Genomic DNA, 14,660 nt, shown 5'->3' on the forward strand with positions numbered 1-14,660 from the left:
GGCGGCGAGGCGTGTCGTTCACGATAGCGCAATCAGCGCATCCTGCGCGATCGAGATGCCGACGGCCGTGCCGCGCGCAAGCTCGACGCGGCCCGCGACGTCGACGATCAAGGCATCGGGTGCCGCATCGCGGATCGTGAGCCGCGTGCGTTCGCCGAGAAACGCCGCGTGCTCGACGGTGCCGCGCAACTGCGCGGTCGATGGATCGGCGAGCCATGCGTCTTCGGGGCGGAAAAACACTTCGTGCGATTCATGCGCGACGGCACGCGGCGGCGGCGCCGGCAGCGCGCCGCCGCGCGTCGTCAGCACGCCCTCGCGCCACGCGCCGGCCAGCCGGTTGAGGGTGCCGATAAACTGCGCGACCGCGCGATTGGCCGGGCGATAGTAGATGTCGCGCGGCGTGCCGATCTGTTCGATGCGTCCCTCGCTCATCACGACGATGCGGTCGCCGAGTTCCATCGCTTCGGCCTGGTCGTGCGTCACATAGACGGTGGTGATGCCGAGTTCGCGCAACAGCGCATTCATCTCGCCGCGCAGCGCATCGCGCAGCCGCGCATCGAGCGCGGTCAGCGGCTCGTCGAGCAGCAGTACGCGCGGCTGCGGCGCGAGCGCGCGGGCCAGCGCGACGCGCTGCCGCTGGCCGCCCGAGAGCTGGTCGACGGGTTTGTCCGCGTGCTCGGTAAGCCGCATCATCGCGAGCAGTTCATCGACGCGGCGATGTGTTTCGTCTGCGGCGACACGGCGGATTTTCAACCCGTAGCCGATGTTGCCGCGCACCGTCAGATTCGGAAACAGCGCGTAGTTCTGAAACACCATGCCCACGGCGCGTTTTTCGATCGGCAGCGTGGTGACGTCGTTGCCGCCGAAGCGTACGCGGCCGCCGGGGTCGGGTGTTTCGAGCCCGGCGATCAGCCTGAGCGTCGTGGTCTTGCCGCAGCCCGACGGGCCGAGCAGCACGAGCGTCTCGCCGGCGCCGATCTGCAATTCGAGCGGCTCGAGCACGCGTGTGCCGCGAAACGTCTTCGCGCAGTTCGACAGGGTGATGGAGACGGGAGCGAGCTTCATGATGGCGTGGTGTCGTCCGTGGAATCGGCAGGCGATGAACGCGCCGCGCTTGCAACTGCGGCTGCGGTGGCGGCTTTCGGCGCACGCGTCGCGCGGCGCTGACCGGTCGCGTCGACGCCGAGCCATTGCATCGCGACGAGCAGCGGCATCGTCATGATGAAAAACAGAATGGTGTAGGCGCTGCCGACTTCGATGCGCATCGAGGCATAGGTATCGGCGAGGCCGACCGGCAGCGTTTTCGTGTCGGGTGTATGCAGCATCCACGTGAGGTTGAATTCGCCGATCGACAGCGTGAGCACGGCGAGCGCGCCCGCGACGATGCCGGGCCGGATATTCGGCAACACGATCGTTACGAAGCGTTGTGTGAAGGTGGCGCCGAGGCTCGCCGCGCCTTCTTCGAGCGTGCGCAGGCCGGCGCTCGCGCAGATGGCCGCGACCGCGCGCACCATGAACGGCAGCGTAAACACGACATGGCCGACAACGATAAACGCCGCGCTCATGCGGAACGCGGTGAAGCCGCCATAGACGGTAAGGAGCGCGAGCGCCGACGCCAGTCCCGGCAAGGCCACGGGCAGCACCAGCAGTTCTTCGACGACGCGCGCAAAGCGCGCATTGCTGCGCGCGAGTGCGTAACCGGCCGGCACACCGGTGACGAGCGTAATGACAAGCGTGGCCGCCGCGACTTCGAGCGACAGGAACACCGATGCGTGATACTGCGTCCATACTTCGCCGAGCCAGCGCAGGGTGAGTCCGCTCGCGACACCGCGAAAGTAATTGACCGTCAGGCCCGCGACGATCGACATCACGATCGGCGCGATCAGGAAGGCGCACAGTGCGAGCGTGACGAACCATTGGCCGGCTGCAAGGCAACCGCGCCAACCGCGCAGCGACGGCCGCGCGATCGCATCGCCTCGCGGCCGTGCGGGCGCGTCGAGCGGGTCTTCCTGCGTGCGCATCGTCATGCGGTGGCCGCCACCGCCGAGCCGGTCGCACTGCGGGCCGCGGCGAGCACAGCCCACGTCACGATGCCGAGGATGATCGACAGGCCGGCCGCCGTCACCATGTTCGCGCTCAGCGTGAATTGCGTATAGATCGTGATCGGCAGCACGTCGATATCGGTGGCGAGCGTGAAGGCGGTGCCGAACGCGCCCATCGAGGTCGCGAAGCACACGGCGCCCGCCGCGATCAGCCCCGGCGCGAGCGCGGGCAGCACGATGTCGCACACGATCCGCCATGGCGATGCGCCGAGCGAGCGCGCCGCTTCTTCGAGCGACGCATCGAGCTTCGTGGCCGACGCCATCACGGTCACGATCACGCGCGGAATCGAGAAATACAGATAGCCGATGAAAAGGCCCGCCATCGAGTAGGCGAACACCCAGCGGTCGCCGGTCAGCTTCATCGACAGCGTGCCGATCAGGCCTTGCCGTCCCGCGAGCATGATCACCATAAAGCCGACCACGACGCCCGGAAACGCAAGCGGAAACGTCAGCAGCGCGAGCAGCGTGCGCTTGCCGGCGAATTCGCGGCGCGCGAGCAGCAGGCCGGCGATGACCGACAGCACTAATGTGGTTACCGTGACAGCCGCGGACAGCACGACGGTTTCGCCGAGGCTCTGCATATAGCGCGCGTTGGTCAGGAGCGCCGTGTAAGTCGCAAACGGATGACCGTCGCCGCTCACCTGCACGAGCGCGGCGATCGGCAGCAGCCAGAAGGCGATAAACACCGACAGCGCCGGTGCAACGAACGCCATGCGCCAGTGCCGCGGGAACGTGATGTCGTTCAATGCATCACCTGCAGATATTGCTCGCCGAAGCTTTGCTGCTTGCCGGCCATCTTCGCGAAGTCGACGGCTTTGGCGCGCGCGTAGTCGCTTGCCGGCAAAAACCTGCTTGCCGCCTCGGCGCTGATTTCGTTCGCGCGCACCGGGCGCAGATACGCGTTGGCCCACAGCTTCTGGCCTTCGTCGGACAACACGAAATCGAGCACCTTCCTGCCGTTCGCATCGTGCGGCGCGTGCTTCACGAGGCTCATCACGTACGGCACGGAAATCGTGCCTTCCTGCGGAATCACGAATTCGACGTTGGCGTGGTCGTTGTACTTCGCGCGATACGCGTCGAAGTCGTAGTCGAGCAGAATCGGAATCTCGCCGGAGAGTACGCGTGCATACGCGGTCTGCTTCGGCACGATCGGGTCGTTCGCCTTGAGCTTGCGGAACCAGTCGAGACCGGGCTTGAAGTCATCGAAGCTGCCGCCCAGCGCCTGATTGACGGCAACCGCGCCCGCATAGCCGACGAACGCGCTCGACGGATCGAGATAACCGATCATCCCTTTGTATTCCGGTTTCAGCAGATCGGCCCATGAGCGCGGCACGGGCTTGCCTTCGAGCGCGTCCTTGTTGACGAAAAAGCCGAGCGTGCCCGAGTGGATCGCGAACCAGTAGCCCTGCGGGTCCTTCATGTTCGCCGGGATGTCGTTCCAGTGCGCGGGCTTGTACGGCTCGATCACGCCCTTGTCCTTCGCCTGGAAGGCCGACGACACGCCGAGATAGACGACATCCGCGACCGGGCTCTTTTGCTCGGCGATCAGTTGCGCGATGGCCTGGCCGGAGTTTTTGTTGTCGAACGGCACGCGGATGCCGGTCTTTTGCTGGATCGCCTTGATCTGGCTCGCCCAGTCGGCCCATTCGGGCGGGCAGTTGTAGCAGATCGCGGTTTCTTCCGCATGCGCGAGCGGTGCGGCGCCGAGTGTGCCGAATGTGGCGAGCGCGGCGAGCGTCGCGGCGGCTGCGATGCGGGCCGTGAACGCGGAGACGGCACGGCGTCGCCGGGCGAACGGGCGGAGCAGCGTAGCGAGGATCGTGCGGCGAGGCGGATTCACAGCGTTTCTCCAGGGCGGTGAGAAAGAAGTCGGGGCGAAGTGGCGGACGGCTCGGTCGTGGTCGGTTGTGTCGTGCGCTGCGGATGCCTCGGACGCATCGGTTGCGTGGGGTGCTTCGCGTGTTTTCTTCGGCATCGATGGCGCGTGGCATGCATGCACAGGTGCAATCGGCGGTATGCGGCGTTATTCGGTTGAAGCGGCGGTCGAGTGCGCTGCCGGACGCGCGACCGCGTGCGAGCCCGTGCGCAGCGCGTGATGCGCACGGGCGGGCTGCTGTGCGACGGTATGCGTCGAGTGTGTCGAGTGCGGCGCGTCATGCATGCGCGGCATCGACACCGTATCGGCGTTATTCGAGATCGCCGCGATCGTCGCGCCTTCGCGCAGCGTGTGCGGCAGGGTCAGCGAAAGCGACGCGTCCGTATAGGTGCCGTCGATCCGCGCGATCAGGCGCCGCCACGCGGAGCAGCCGATCTCGCGATTGGGCGAGCCGATGCTGGCGAGCGGCGGCGCGAGCAGTTCGCCCATCGCGAGGCCGTCGAAGCCGAGAATCGACATGTCGCGCGGCACGTCGAAGCGGGCGCGGCGCAGGCCGCGCATGACGACCATCGCGAGCAGATCGTTGCTGCAGAAGAGGGCGGTGGGGCGCTGGCTGCCGGTCAGATGCGCGAGCACCGACGGTGCGAGCTCGTCCGCGTTGAAATCGATTTCCAGAGCGGGGGCGGGTGTGAGGCCGGCCTGCTGCATCGCCTGCGTGTAGCCGACGTGGCGCAGCCGCGCGCGGTCCGACGCGGCAAGCGTGCCGGCCAGCATCAGGATGCGCCGGTGGCCGTGCGCGATCAGCATGCGCACGCCTTCGAACGCGGCGAGCCGGTTATCGACCGACACCGACGGGCGGCGCACCGTGTCGTTGTGCATCAGCACGTAGAGCATGCCGGAGCGATCGAGTTCGTCGAGCAGCGGGTGGGTGTCGGCGTCGGCGACGGTCAGGATCAGCCCTTCGACACGCTGCTCGCGCAGCGTTTCGATCGCATGGCGTTCGCGTTCGGCGTCGTATTGGGTGGTCATCAGCATGAGCCGGTAGCCCTGCGCGGCGGCGAGTTCGTCGATGCCTTGCAGGCATTCAGCGAAGACGGGATTGGCGAGCGTCGGCAGCACGACGCCGATCAGGCGGCTGCGCTCGCCGCGCAGCTGGCGGCCAAGCGGGCTCGGGCGAAAGTCGAGCGCATCGATTGACTGGCGGACTTTTTCGAGCGTCACCGGGTTGACGGTGTGCGGCGCGTTGATGGCGCGCGAAACCGTCGCGATCGAAAAGCCCGCGTGCGCAGCGACATCCTTGATGGTGGGAGTCATCGTGTCGGCCCGGTTCGTGTAAACGTTTTCGTCGCGCGCATTATCGGGAACGAATATGACGGAACCGTGACGTACAAAAGGCTGACACGCCGTTTTGGTGCGGTTCGCCGGGCGATGGTAGAATCCGGTCCGCCCTTGCCGGGGTGATGAAATTGGTAAACATAGCGGACTTAAATGATTGAGTGCCTGGCCGGAAACGGCTGGTGCAGAACCCCTCAAATTCGGCGAAACCCCTGGACGGCTCATCGCATATGAGCTGCCGCGGCAACGCCGAGCCAAGCCCGCCGCCGCTCATGAGGCGAACGCGCGGAAGGTGTAGAGACTAGACGGGGGGCGCCTAAGGCGGCACGCAGCTCGATGCTGCGGCTCGCGGCGATGGCGAAGGCATAGTCCAGCGCACGAACGGCAATACCGCCCGGTATCCGCCGGCGTCGAAAGACGTGGTGTGAAGAAAATCCGCCGCTTAACGGCTTGCCGGTTCGAGTCCGGTCCCCGGCACCAGCTGCTTGCAGCGTCTCGGGCTTGACTTCCCATCTCCCCTCGGCGGCGGGACGTTTCCATTTCATGCAAACCCTCAAGCCGCGCCCCCAATCTGCCGATATCGTCAGACAAGCACCGGCGGGTTGGCCATCGTGGCGGCCCGCGGTATCCGGAAACCACCCCTCCGACCACCTGACATGTCGACTCCTATTAGCGGCAATACCGTCGCCGGCTTGCTGGGCGCACTCAATCCCCAGACCCAGTCCGCCAATGCAAACCGGACCAGGTCCAGCCAGACCGGTACGGCGTCCGACGCCGGGTCGCTGGCGGCCGCGGCGCTTGCTGCCGCGATGCAGGCAGCGGCAAGCGTCACTCAGCTTGCGCAGGCATTCGGCCAGGCCGCGCAAGGCGCGTCGACCGTCGATCCGTCGACCGGTCTGCGCGAAGTGTCGGCGACCTCGAGCGCCCAGCTGGGTTCGGCGCTCGACCAGTTCCTCGTGCAAAGCGGTTTCAGCCAGCAGCAGGCCGACGCGGCGAGCCAAAGCTTCGTCGAAGAGCTGCAAAAGGGCGGTCCGGTCGACCTGAACGCGAGCTTCGACGAATCGACGACGGTCGCGATGGCGATGTCCGCCAGCTACGGCTCGACGACGATGTCGGCGTCGTCGGTTGCAGTCAACGAGCGCTCGGGCTCGGTCTCGATCGACTTCGATCCGACGAGCGGCAAACTGTCGATTTCGCTGAAGGAACAGCAGATCAGCTCGGTCACGTCGGTCACCGAAATCTCAGGGCCAGGCGCCACGGCGCTGCCAATTCTCGCGCTGCAGGCGCCGAACGGGATCCTGAATCTGCTGCCCGGCCAGGCAGGGCACGGCAACGGCGACGGCGAGGACGCAACCAACGATCAGAATCCCGCCACGCCGCCCGCTGGGTCCAACGGCAGCATCGCGTCGGCCAACGATGCAGCCCAGATATTGAGCCAGCTGCTCGCCGCGCTCGCGCACCCGACGCTGCACGGCACGGAGGACGCGTCGAACCGGTTGAGCCAGGTGAACAAAAACAAGGACTCTGGAACGGCCAGCGCCGACGGCGCCGACAGCGCAGACGAAACGAACAACGCGGCGGCGGCTGCCGATCAAGGCTCCGACGAACCCGTCTCCGTAACGATCGGCTTCACGCAGACCTTGTCGATCTCGCTGCTCGATCTGAGCGGCCATGGCACGACGATCTTCAGGCGCCCGGACGGCAACACGGGCGCCATGTCGTTCGAACCGACGCACGTCGTCGCAACCTGAGTCCGGCTCGCGCGTGGTGCGGTGTGCACTCGTGCCGCGCGCGATATGGGTAGAAGCTTCCGGTCGCGGCAGGCTGCGCCCGCTCGCAGCGCGCGCAACTGCCGCTCGCCACTCGCTCTCCATTCGTCTAAAGTAGCCGCTCGGTCGTGCCGGTCTCGCGCACGACTGACCGAAAAATTAGACCCCATGGAGGAGCCCGGACCATGCAACTGATCGGCATGCTCGATTCCCCGTTCGTGCGTCGCGTTGCGATCTCGCTTGCGATGTACGGCATCCCGTACGAGCACCGCGCGCTATCGGTGTTTCGTCACTTCGACGAATTCTCGAAAACGAACCCGGCCGTCAAGGCGCCCACGCTCGTCACCGACGACGGCACGACGCTGACCGACTCGACGCTGATCCTCGACTACCTCGAGCGCATGGCCGCGCCCGAGCGGCGGCTGATGCCCGAAGACCTCGGCGCGCGTGCGAAAGCGCTGCACCTGATCGGCTTCGCGCTCGCCGCATGCGAAAAGACCATGCATACCGTCTACGAGAACCTGCTGCGGCCGGAAGAGAAGCGGCATGAGCCGTGGCTCGAGCGCGTGCAGCGCCAGTTGCACGGTGCATACGGTCAGCTGGAAGCGGCGCTCGCCGGGCACAACGGGACGCCGCGCGACGGCTGGCTGCTCGGCGAGCGGATGATGCAGCCCGATATCACGGTCGCGATTGCGTGGCGCTTTACGCAGTACATGTTGCCCGGCGCCGTCGATCCCGCACGTTATCCGGCGCTCGTCGCGTTTTCCGCGCGCGCCGAGGCGTTGCCCGTATTCATCGACACGCCACTCGAGTAGCCGCCGTCCGCCGCACAGCCACAGGGCGCGCGGTGCCGGCCGGGTTGGGTCGACCGTGGCCACGTGCCGGGATTGTTGTCTCTGATTGACAAGTGACTTCGTCCTGGCGGCATTTATCCACAGGGCGCCTATCTCTAGAATTGCTTCCATAGAAACGTAGGTTGGCGGCGCGCTCGGCATAGCCAGGCGCCGCGCATTGGGAGCAGTCATGAAATCCTTGATCGAGCGGCAGATTTATCATCCGGCAGTCGTGTTGCCGATGTTGTCGCTGATGCAAATGATGGTGTCCACCGACTTCAATCTCGGACAGGTTGGCGTGCTGGTCGCGACCAACGGCGCGCGCGCCGCGCTGCAGCGCTCGCGCGAATTGATGTGCCATATGGTTTGCCATTCCGACGAAGAACGGGCGCATTGAAACGGCGACATCTGAATCCAGGCCTGAGGCAACGGCAAAATTCATTGGTCAGGCCGCAACCCGCAACAAGGTTGGCGCGCACATAACCCGCGGCTGCCGATCGAACCGGGCGCATGTCGCCCGGTTTTGTTTTTGTTGCACGCTTTTAGCATGGGCTTGCGACTGCCGCGCGGGCTCCGACCATCGAGCTGGCGTAAGATGACCGATCCTCGACCGCGCTTGGGAGATCCGCCATGCCACAGCACTTCGACGCAATCGTGATCGGTACAGGACAAGGCGGTTCGCCGCTTGCGGTACGGCTCGGCAAGAGCGGCCGCAAGACGGCCATTGTCGAGCGCGAGCTGTTCGGCGGCACCTGCGTAAATGTCGGCTGCACGCCGACGAAGGCGTATGTCGCCAGTGCGCGTGCGGCGCATGTGGCGCGCCACGCGGCCGCTTTCGGCGTGCACGTGAGCGGCGATGTGACGGTCGATCTCGCCGAGGTCAAGGCGCGCAAGGACCGCATCATCGGCCAGTCGCGCACCGGCGTGGAGAAGTGGCTGCGCACGGCGCCAAACGTGTCGGTATTCACGGGCCATGCGCGTTTTATCGGCCCGCATCGAATCTCGATTGCCGATCATGAAGGCCGCGTCATCGACGAACTGAGCGCCGACGAATTCTTCCTCAACACGGGTACGCGTCCGATCATTCCGCAGATCGACGGTCTCGAGCGGATCCGCTACTTCACGAACGCGTCGCTGCTCGATCTGACCGAGCTCCCCGAGCATCTGGTGATTGTCGGCGCGAGCTATATCGCGCTCGAATTCGCGCAGGTGTTTCGCCGCTTCGGCAGTCGCGTCACGGTGCTCGCGCGCGGTGGGAGCGTGCTGTCGCGCGAGGACGCGGACTTCTCGGACGCCGTGCAAAAGGTGCTCGCGCGCGAGGGCATCGCGTTCCGTTTCCAGTCGGCGCCTGTGCGCATCGAGCCGCTGAACGGCGAAGGCTCGACGGCCGTGCGCGTGTCGTGCGCTTCAGGCATTCCCGTCGAAGGGTCGCATCTGCTGTTCGCGACCGGCCGCCGGCCGAACACCGACGACCTCGGTCTCGATGCCGCAGGCGTCCATGCGGACGCGCACGGCACGATCCCGGTCGATGGCCAGTTGCGCACGAATGTGCCCGGCATCTGGGCGATCGGCGACGTCAACGGCCGCGGTGCGTTCACGCACACGTCATACGACGATTTCCAGATCGTCGCCGCGAACCTGCTCGATGGCGGCAAGCGTAGCGTCGACGACCGCATCATGGCGTACGCGGTATTCGTCGACCCGCCGCTCGCGCGCGTCGGCTTATCGGAAACGGAGGTTCGCCAGGCGGGCCGCGCGGCGCTGATCTCCACCATGCCGATGACGCGCGTGGGCCGCGCGCGCGAGCGCGGCGAGACCGACGGTTTCATGAAGGTGCTCGTCGATGCGCAAACGAAGCAGATTCTCGGCGCGACGATTCTCGGCATCGAAGGCGACGAAGCGATTCACACGATCATCGACATCATGACGGCGCGTGCACCGTATCCGACGCTGCAATACGCGGTGCACATCCATCCGACGATCAGCGAACTGGTGCCGACGCTGCTCGACGGTCTGAAGCCGCTCGACTAGGGCAGGGCGCGCTCGCATGAAGCCCGGCGCAAAGAAACCGCTATGGCCCGCCGATGCCGGCAATCTGTTCAGCCTCGTCGAACACGGCCCGCTCGAGCATGTCGAGGTGCTGGTCGAACGCGGCGATCTGACGATCGAACGCATCGTCTCGATGGGGCATACGAGTGCGCCGGACTTCTGGTTCGACAGCCCGCGCGACGAGTGGGTCGTGCTGCTCAGCGGCGCGGCGGCGCTCGAGTTCGAACACGGCGAAGCACTGCACGAAATGCAGCCGGGCCACTATATCCGCATCGAAGCGCATCGCCGGCATCGCGTCGCATGGACGCATCCGGATCAGCCTTCCGTGTGGCTGGCCGTTCACTACCGCGCCTCGGCCGAGCCCGCGCCCGAGCCCGAGGCCAGGTCCGAAGTCGACAAGTCGCCGGATGATCGCTGATAATCGGCCGCAGCGCGCACTTTTCAGCACGGCGGCGTCCTGGCCCGGTTGCCGTGCGCACACCGTCGTCATCGAATCGATTAAAAAAGGAAACCGGCAGATGGGCAAAGGGCGTATCGAAGCGTTCAGCGATGGTGTGATCGCGATCATCATCACGATCATGGTGCTCGAGCTCAAGGTGCCCGAAGGTTTCGATCTCGAGTCGCTGCGGCCTGTTGCGCCGGTGTTCAGCGCCTATGTGTTGAGCTTTATCTATGTCGGCATCTACTGGAACAACCATCACCATATGTTCCATACGGTGCAGAAGGTCAACGGCGCGACGCTGTGGGCCAATCTGCATCTGCTGTTCTGGCTGTCGCTGCTGCCCGCGGTCACGCACTGGCTCGGCGAGAGCCATCTGTCCGCGTGGCCGACCGCGCTGTACGGCATCGTGCTGTTCATGGCGGCAATCGCGTATTTCATTCTCGCGCACGTGATGATTCGTCAGCACGGCCCCGACTCGACACTTGCTCGTGCGCTCGGGCGCGACAGGAAAGGGAAGCTGTCTGTCGTGCTGTATCTGGCGGGTGTCGTGTGCGCGTTCGTGATGCCGTCGGTGTCGGCCGCGCTGTACACGCTGACCGCGGCGATCTGGCTCGTGCCGGATCGCCGCATCGAACACGTGCTCAAGGAGTGAAGGGCGATGGGTTCGAGGTCTCCGGCTGGTTCGAAGGCGGCGCGTATCGGCCTCATTTCCGATACGCATAACCTTCTGCGGCCCGAGGCGCTACGGCATCTCGACGGTTGCGATGCCATCGTTCATGCCGGCGACATCTGCGAGCCGGCGGTGCTCGACGCCTTGCGCGAGATCGCCCCGCTCACGGCAGTGCGCGGCAACAACGACATCGGCGCATGGGCCGCGGCCTTGCCGACGCACGCCACCCTGAGCGTGCAGGACGTGACGATTCTCGTCGTTCACGATATCGCCGACGTCGGCACTCGCGCGCAGCGAGACGGCGTGCGCGTCGTCGTCACCGGCCACTCGCACAAGCCGCGCATCGACGAGCGCGATGGCGTGCTGTACGTGAACCCGGGCAGCGCCGGGCCAAGGCGCTTCACGCTGCCCATCTCCGCCGGCATCCTGCTGATCGACGGCGCGCAGGTTCATGCGACGCTGCATACGTTGGTGGCCTGATCGCATCCAGTCGCAGGGGCGCAAGCGCGCAAAGGCGGTCCGATCTTGCGTGGACCTCGCCGTCGTTCGCGCGCGCCCAGCCCTGCGATACGCGGCACGGCCCTTGCTCAGTCTGCTGAAAAGACGCATCGGAGCGCGGCGCCCGCCCCGCGCGCATGCGCTTTGCCGAATTCATTCAACGATTGCGCGGCCTGCCCGTACAGGAAGGCATCGGCGCGAAGGGAGGAGCCGTGATCCAGCGACCTGTTTTTATGCTTGTAGCCGGACTCGTCGCCGCATGCTCGACGATAGGCGCGATGTCGGACGCCATCGCGCAAGGCGCGCCGCAGTCGGTGACGGAACGGCGCGTCGACGTCGTTCAGACCGGGCAAGGTTTTCGCGCGTCGAAACTCGCCGGCGCGACCGTGTATAACCGTGACAAGGATCGCATCGGCACGATCGACGACCTGATCCTCTCGCCGGCGGACCGCAATGCGTTCGCGATTGTGTCGGTCGGCGGCTTCCTCGGGATCGGCAAGCACTACGTCGCGGTGCCGTTCAGCAGCCTGCAGATCAGCGACAAGCAGGTCCTGCTGCCCGACGCGACGAAGCAGTCGATCGAATCGCTGCCCGAATTCAAATACGCGCCGGACTGATTGCCGGCGCGTCCTCAAGCCTGATTCAAGCCCGCACCGCGGCCGTTGCCGCGTAGGCTTCTTCGAGTTCTTCCGCCTCGCGGTGGCCGCGCAGCACCGCATGGGCTTCGGCACGCGTCGCCACGCACGGCGCTGAGCCGAGCAGCGGTTTCTTCGCGGTCTCGCGCAACGCCACCACCGACACGATGCCGATCAGCGACGCACCCATCAGGTAATACGCAGGCATCATCAGATTGCCCGTGTGCTCGACGAGCCACGCGGCGACGAGCGGCGTCGTGCCGCCAAACAGCGACACCGACACGTTGAAGCCGATCGCAAGCGCGCCATAGCGGATCTTCGTCGGAAACAGCGCGGGCAGCGCGGACGGCATCACGCCGGTGAACGTGGACAGCAGCGCGCCCAGAATCAGCAGGCCGGCGAACACCGGCAGCACCGTGCCCATGCGGATCAGCAGCAGCGCGGGCGCGGCCAGCACGAAGAGGCCGACGCAGCCGAACAGCATCACGGGCTTGCGGCCAATCGTGTCCGACAGGCGGCCGGCGAAGAGCGTCATCGGCATCATCAGCACCATCACGAGCAGCACAAGGAAGAGACCGTGCGTTTCGTTGAAGTGGAGCGTGGCCGACAGGTAGCTCGGCAGGTAAGACAGCGCCATGTAGTCGGTCACGTTGAAGATCAGCACGAGACCCACGCACAGCAGCAGCGGCTTCCATTGTTGCGCCATCAACTCGCGCAGCGTCTGTTGCGGACGCGACTTTTCTTCCGCTTCACGCGCCTCGGCTTCCTTCCTGAACGCCGGCGTTTCCTCGAGCTTCATGCGGATGTACAGGCCGACCAGACCGAGCGGCCCGGCGATCATGAACGGCACGCGCCAGCCCCACGACAGCAACGCCTCCTGCGACAGCGTTGCCGTCAGCACGGCAACGGTGCCCGCGCCGAGGATATAGCCGACCAGCGTGCCGAATTCGAGGAAGCTGCCCATAAAGCCGCGCCGACGATCGGTCGAAAACTCGGCGATGAAGGTGGCTGCGCCGCCGTATTCGCCGCCCGTCGAAAATCCCTGCACCAGACGCGCGACGAGCAGCAACGCGGGCGCCATGATGCCGATCGACGTGTAGCTCGGAATCAGGCCGATCGCGAAGGTGCCGATCGCCATCATGATCATCGTCATCGCGAGTACGCGCTGACGGCCGATGCGATCGCCAAGCGGCCCGAACACCATGCCGCCGACCGGCCGCACCAGAAACGCGGCGGCGAACGTGCCGAACGTGGCGATCAGTTGCGCGGACGGGCTGCTGGACGGGAAGAATACTTTGCCGAGCGTGACGGCGATGTAGCTGTACACGCCGAAGTCGAACCATTCCATCGCGTTGCCGAGCGCCATGGCGCCGACGGCACGTTTGAGAAGGCTGTTGTCGACGATCGTGATGTCGTCAAGCGATAGACGGTTGTCGTTATTGTGGTTTCGCCAGAAGCCGTTGCTGGAAGCGGTCAAGGTGGTCAATCTCCAATGACTGCGGCCGAACGCCGATGCGTTGAGCCACGGGTGCTGGGGAAAGTGCGGTTTCGTCGACGGCCGGCCTGGAGCGGTTCCGGCGGAATCGGGTCTGTTCCGGGCCCCGATACGCGGCGAGCGCAAAAAACAGGGCGCCCTGTGCGTCGCGGGTCGTCGCGAAATTGCACTCGGTCAGGTACTGCTGCAGGTTTGCATCCGCTTCGCGGTCAAGCCGCGAACCCGCGTAGCGGGCGCAGATGCAGGATGGCGTGGGCAATCGGGCGGGTTGCCGCGCTTGCTTACGCCGGTTGAAGGGCTAGCGGCAAGGCTTAGCCTTCGGTTGAAAACGATTCGACACCGACGATGGATGATGCGGCGCGCAGGCGCGCAAATGATCCGACCAATGCGGGGCGAATGGCGAAATGCAGGTGAATTGCTGTTAAAACGATGAACATGTTAGCACGATGACAGAGGATCGTGCAAACGCCTTGTCCGGAAAGGCTCGGCCGGAAGCGCTGTATCCCTTACCGGGCGGGGGATACAGCTTATTTTGGAGACCGCGCGCGAACAAGGTCGGTGTACGGGGTCCGGTGTAAAAAAGGTAAAAAAAATCCGCGCAGGAACGCGCGGATTTTTGGGGCTTGCAGCGTGTGATTTTTAGCGTTGATTTAGCCCTGAGACGGCGGCACGTAGCCTGACGCCTGATCGGCGCCTTCACCGAAGAAAAACTTCTCGGTCTGCTTCATCAGATACTGGCGCGCACGCGGGTCGGCCATATTGAGGCGGTTTTCGTTGATCAGCATCGTCTGCTGCTTGAGCCATGCCTGCCACGCTTCCTTCGACACGCTCTCATAAATCCGCTTGCCGAGTTCGCCCGGCAGCGGCGGGAAATCGAGGCCTTCGGCTTCCTTGCCGAGCTTCGTGCATTGAACCATGCGAGCCATACTGTGCTTCTCCTGAGAAATAGGGGTGGC

At 65.2% G+C, this 14,660-nt stretch carries 17 protein-coding genes; 8 read left to right on the plus strand and 9 right to left on the minus strand.

Annotation, left to right across the window (positions count from 1 at the left end; all coding sequences use genetic code 11):
* Positions 1 to 18: 18 nt before the first annotated feature.
* From ACYPXD_RS13450 to ACYPXD_RS13470, 5 genes are all read right to left on the minus strand, one after another.
* Positions 19 to 1,065, minus strand: a complete 1,047-nt coding sequence (locus tag ACYPXD_RS13450; protein WP_459711918.1) for an ABC transporter ATP-binding protein — start codon at positions 1,063 to 1,065, stop codon at positions 19 to 21.
* Positions 1,062 to 2,021 carry an ABC transporter permease gene (locus ACYPXD_RS13455; protein WP_459713286.1) on the minus strand — a complete coding sequence of 320 codons (960 nt, stop codon included), beginning with the start codon at positions 2,019 to 2,021 and terminating at the stop codon, positions 1,062 to 1,064. Before ACYPXD_RS13455 ends, ACYPXD_RS13450 begins: the two co-directional genes overlap by 4 nt.
* A gap of 2 nt (positions 2,022 to 2,023) precedes the next feature.
* A complete protein-coding gene (locus tag ACYPXD_RS13460) occupies positions 2,024 to 2,848 on the minus strand; it encodes an ABC transporter permease (RefSeq protein WP_459711920.1) in 825 nt (274 codons plus the stop codon).
* On the minus strand, positions 2,845 to 3,855 hold the full coding sequence (locus ACYPXD_RS13465) for an ABC transporter substrate-binding protein (protein ID WP_459713288.1): 1,011 nt from the start codon (positions 3,853 to 3,855) through the stop codon (positions 2,845 to 2,847). Before ACYPXD_RS13465 ends, ACYPXD_RS13460 begins: the two co-directional genes overlap by 4 nt.
* Before the next feature lie 270 nt (positions 3,856 to 4,125).
* Entirely contained in the window at positions 4,126 to 5,292 is a 1,167-nt protein-coding gene (locus ACYPXD_RS13470; protein WP_459711922.1) for a LacI family DNA-binding transcriptional regulator, read from the minus strand.
* Between the two features lie 677 nt (positions 5,293 to 5,969).
* On the opposite strand from ACYPXD_RS13470, the gene ACYPXD_RS13475 reads away from it, so the two are divergent.
* The 8 genes from ACYPXD_RS13475 (at position 5,970) to ACYPXD_RS13510 (ending at position 12,191) form a co-directional block, all read left to right on the plus strand.
* Positions 5,970 to 7,064: a hypothetical protein gene (locus tag ACYPXD_RS13475; RefSeq protein WP_459711925.1), complete on the plus strand. Its 1,095-nt coding sequence runs from the start codon at positions 5,970 to 5,972 to the stop codon at positions 7,062 to 7,064.
* 203 nt (positions 7,065 to 7,267) lie between these two features.
* Positions 7,268 to 7,897, plus strand: a complete 630-nt coding sequence (locus ACYPXD_RS13480; RefSeq protein ID WP_459711927.1) for a glutathione S-transferase family protein — start codon at positions 7,268 to 7,270, stop codon at positions 7,895 to 7,897.
* A gap of 208 nt (positions 7,898 to 8,105) precedes the next feature.
* Positions 8,106 to 8,312, plus strand: a complete 207-nt coding sequence (locus tag ACYPXD_RS13485; RefSeq protein ID WP_459711929.1) for a hypothetical protein — start codon at positions 8,106 to 8,108, stop codon at positions 8,310 to 8,312.
* A 233-nt stretch (positions 8,313 to 8,545) separates the two neighbouring features.
* Positions 8,546 to 9,946 (plus strand): FAD-containing oxidoreductase, encoded by a 1,401-nt coding sequence (locus ACYPXD_RS13490; protein WP_459711932.1) that lies wholly within the window; start codon positions 8,546 to 8,548, stop codon positions 9,944 to 9,946.
* A 16-nt stretch (positions 9,947 to 9,962) separates the two neighbouring features.
* Positions 9,963 to 10,382, plus strand: coding sequence for a cupin domain-containing protein (locus ACYPXD_RS13495; protein ID WP_459711934.1), 420 nt, complete (start codon positions 9,963 to 9,965; stop codon positions 10,380 to 10,382).
* A 100-nt stretch (positions 10,383 to 10,482) separates the two neighbouring features.
* Positions 10,483 to 11,058 (plus strand): TMEM175 family protein, encoded by a 576-nt coding sequence (locus ACYPXD_RS13500; protein WP_459711936.1) that lies wholly within the window; start codon positions 10,483 to 10,485, stop codon positions 11,056 to 11,058.
* A gap of 6 nt (positions 11,059 to 11,064) precedes the next feature.
* Entirely contained in the window at positions 11,065 to 11,556 is a 492-nt protein-coding gene (locus tag ACYPXD_RS13505) for a metallophosphoesterase family protein (protein ID WP_459711938.1), read from the plus strand.
* A gap of 296 nt (positions 11,557 to 11,852) precedes the next feature.
* Entirely contained in the window at positions 11,853 to 12,191 is a 339-nt protein-coding gene (locus ACYPXD_RS13510) for a PRC-barrel domain-containing protein (RefSeq protein ID WP_459711940.1), read from the plus strand.
* A gap of 25 nt (positions 12,192 to 12,216) precedes the next feature.
* Here ACYPXD_RS13510 and proP read toward each other — a convergent pair whose 3' ends face one another.
* From proP to ACYPXD_RS13530, 4 genes are all read right to left on the minus strand, one after another.
* Positions 12,217 to 13,686 carry a glycine betaine/L-proline transporter ProP gene (gene proP, locus ACYPXD_RS13515; protein WP_459711942.1) on the minus strand — a complete coding sequence of 490 codons (1,470 nt, stop codon included), beginning with the start codon at positions 13,684 to 13,686 and terminating at the stop codon, positions 12,217 to 12,219.
* Positions 13,646 to 13,963, minus strand: coding sequence for a hypothetical protein (locus ACYPXD_RS13520; RefSeq protein ID WP_459711944.1), 318 nt, complete (start codon positions 13,961 to 13,963; stop codon positions 13,646 to 13,648). The genes proP and ACYPXD_RS13520 overlap by 41 nt, the downstream gene beginning before the upstream one ends.
* Positions 13,964 to 14,015: 52 nt before the next feature.
* Entirely contained in the window at positions 14,016 to 14,141 is a 126-nt protein-coding gene (locus tag ACYPXD_RS13525) for a hypothetical protein (protein ID WP_459711945.1), read from the minus strand.
* Between the two features lie 213 nt (positions 14,142 to 14,354).
* Complete coding sequence (locus ACYPXD_RS13530; RefSeq protein WP_134195193.1) at positions 14,355 to 14,630, minus strand: oxidative damage protection protein; 276 nt, start codon at positions 14,628 to 14,630, stop codon at positions 14,355 to 14,357.
* Positions 14,631 to 14,660: the final 30 nt, after the last annotated feature.

Source organism: Paraburkholderia sp. 2C (genome assembly GCF_054589215.1).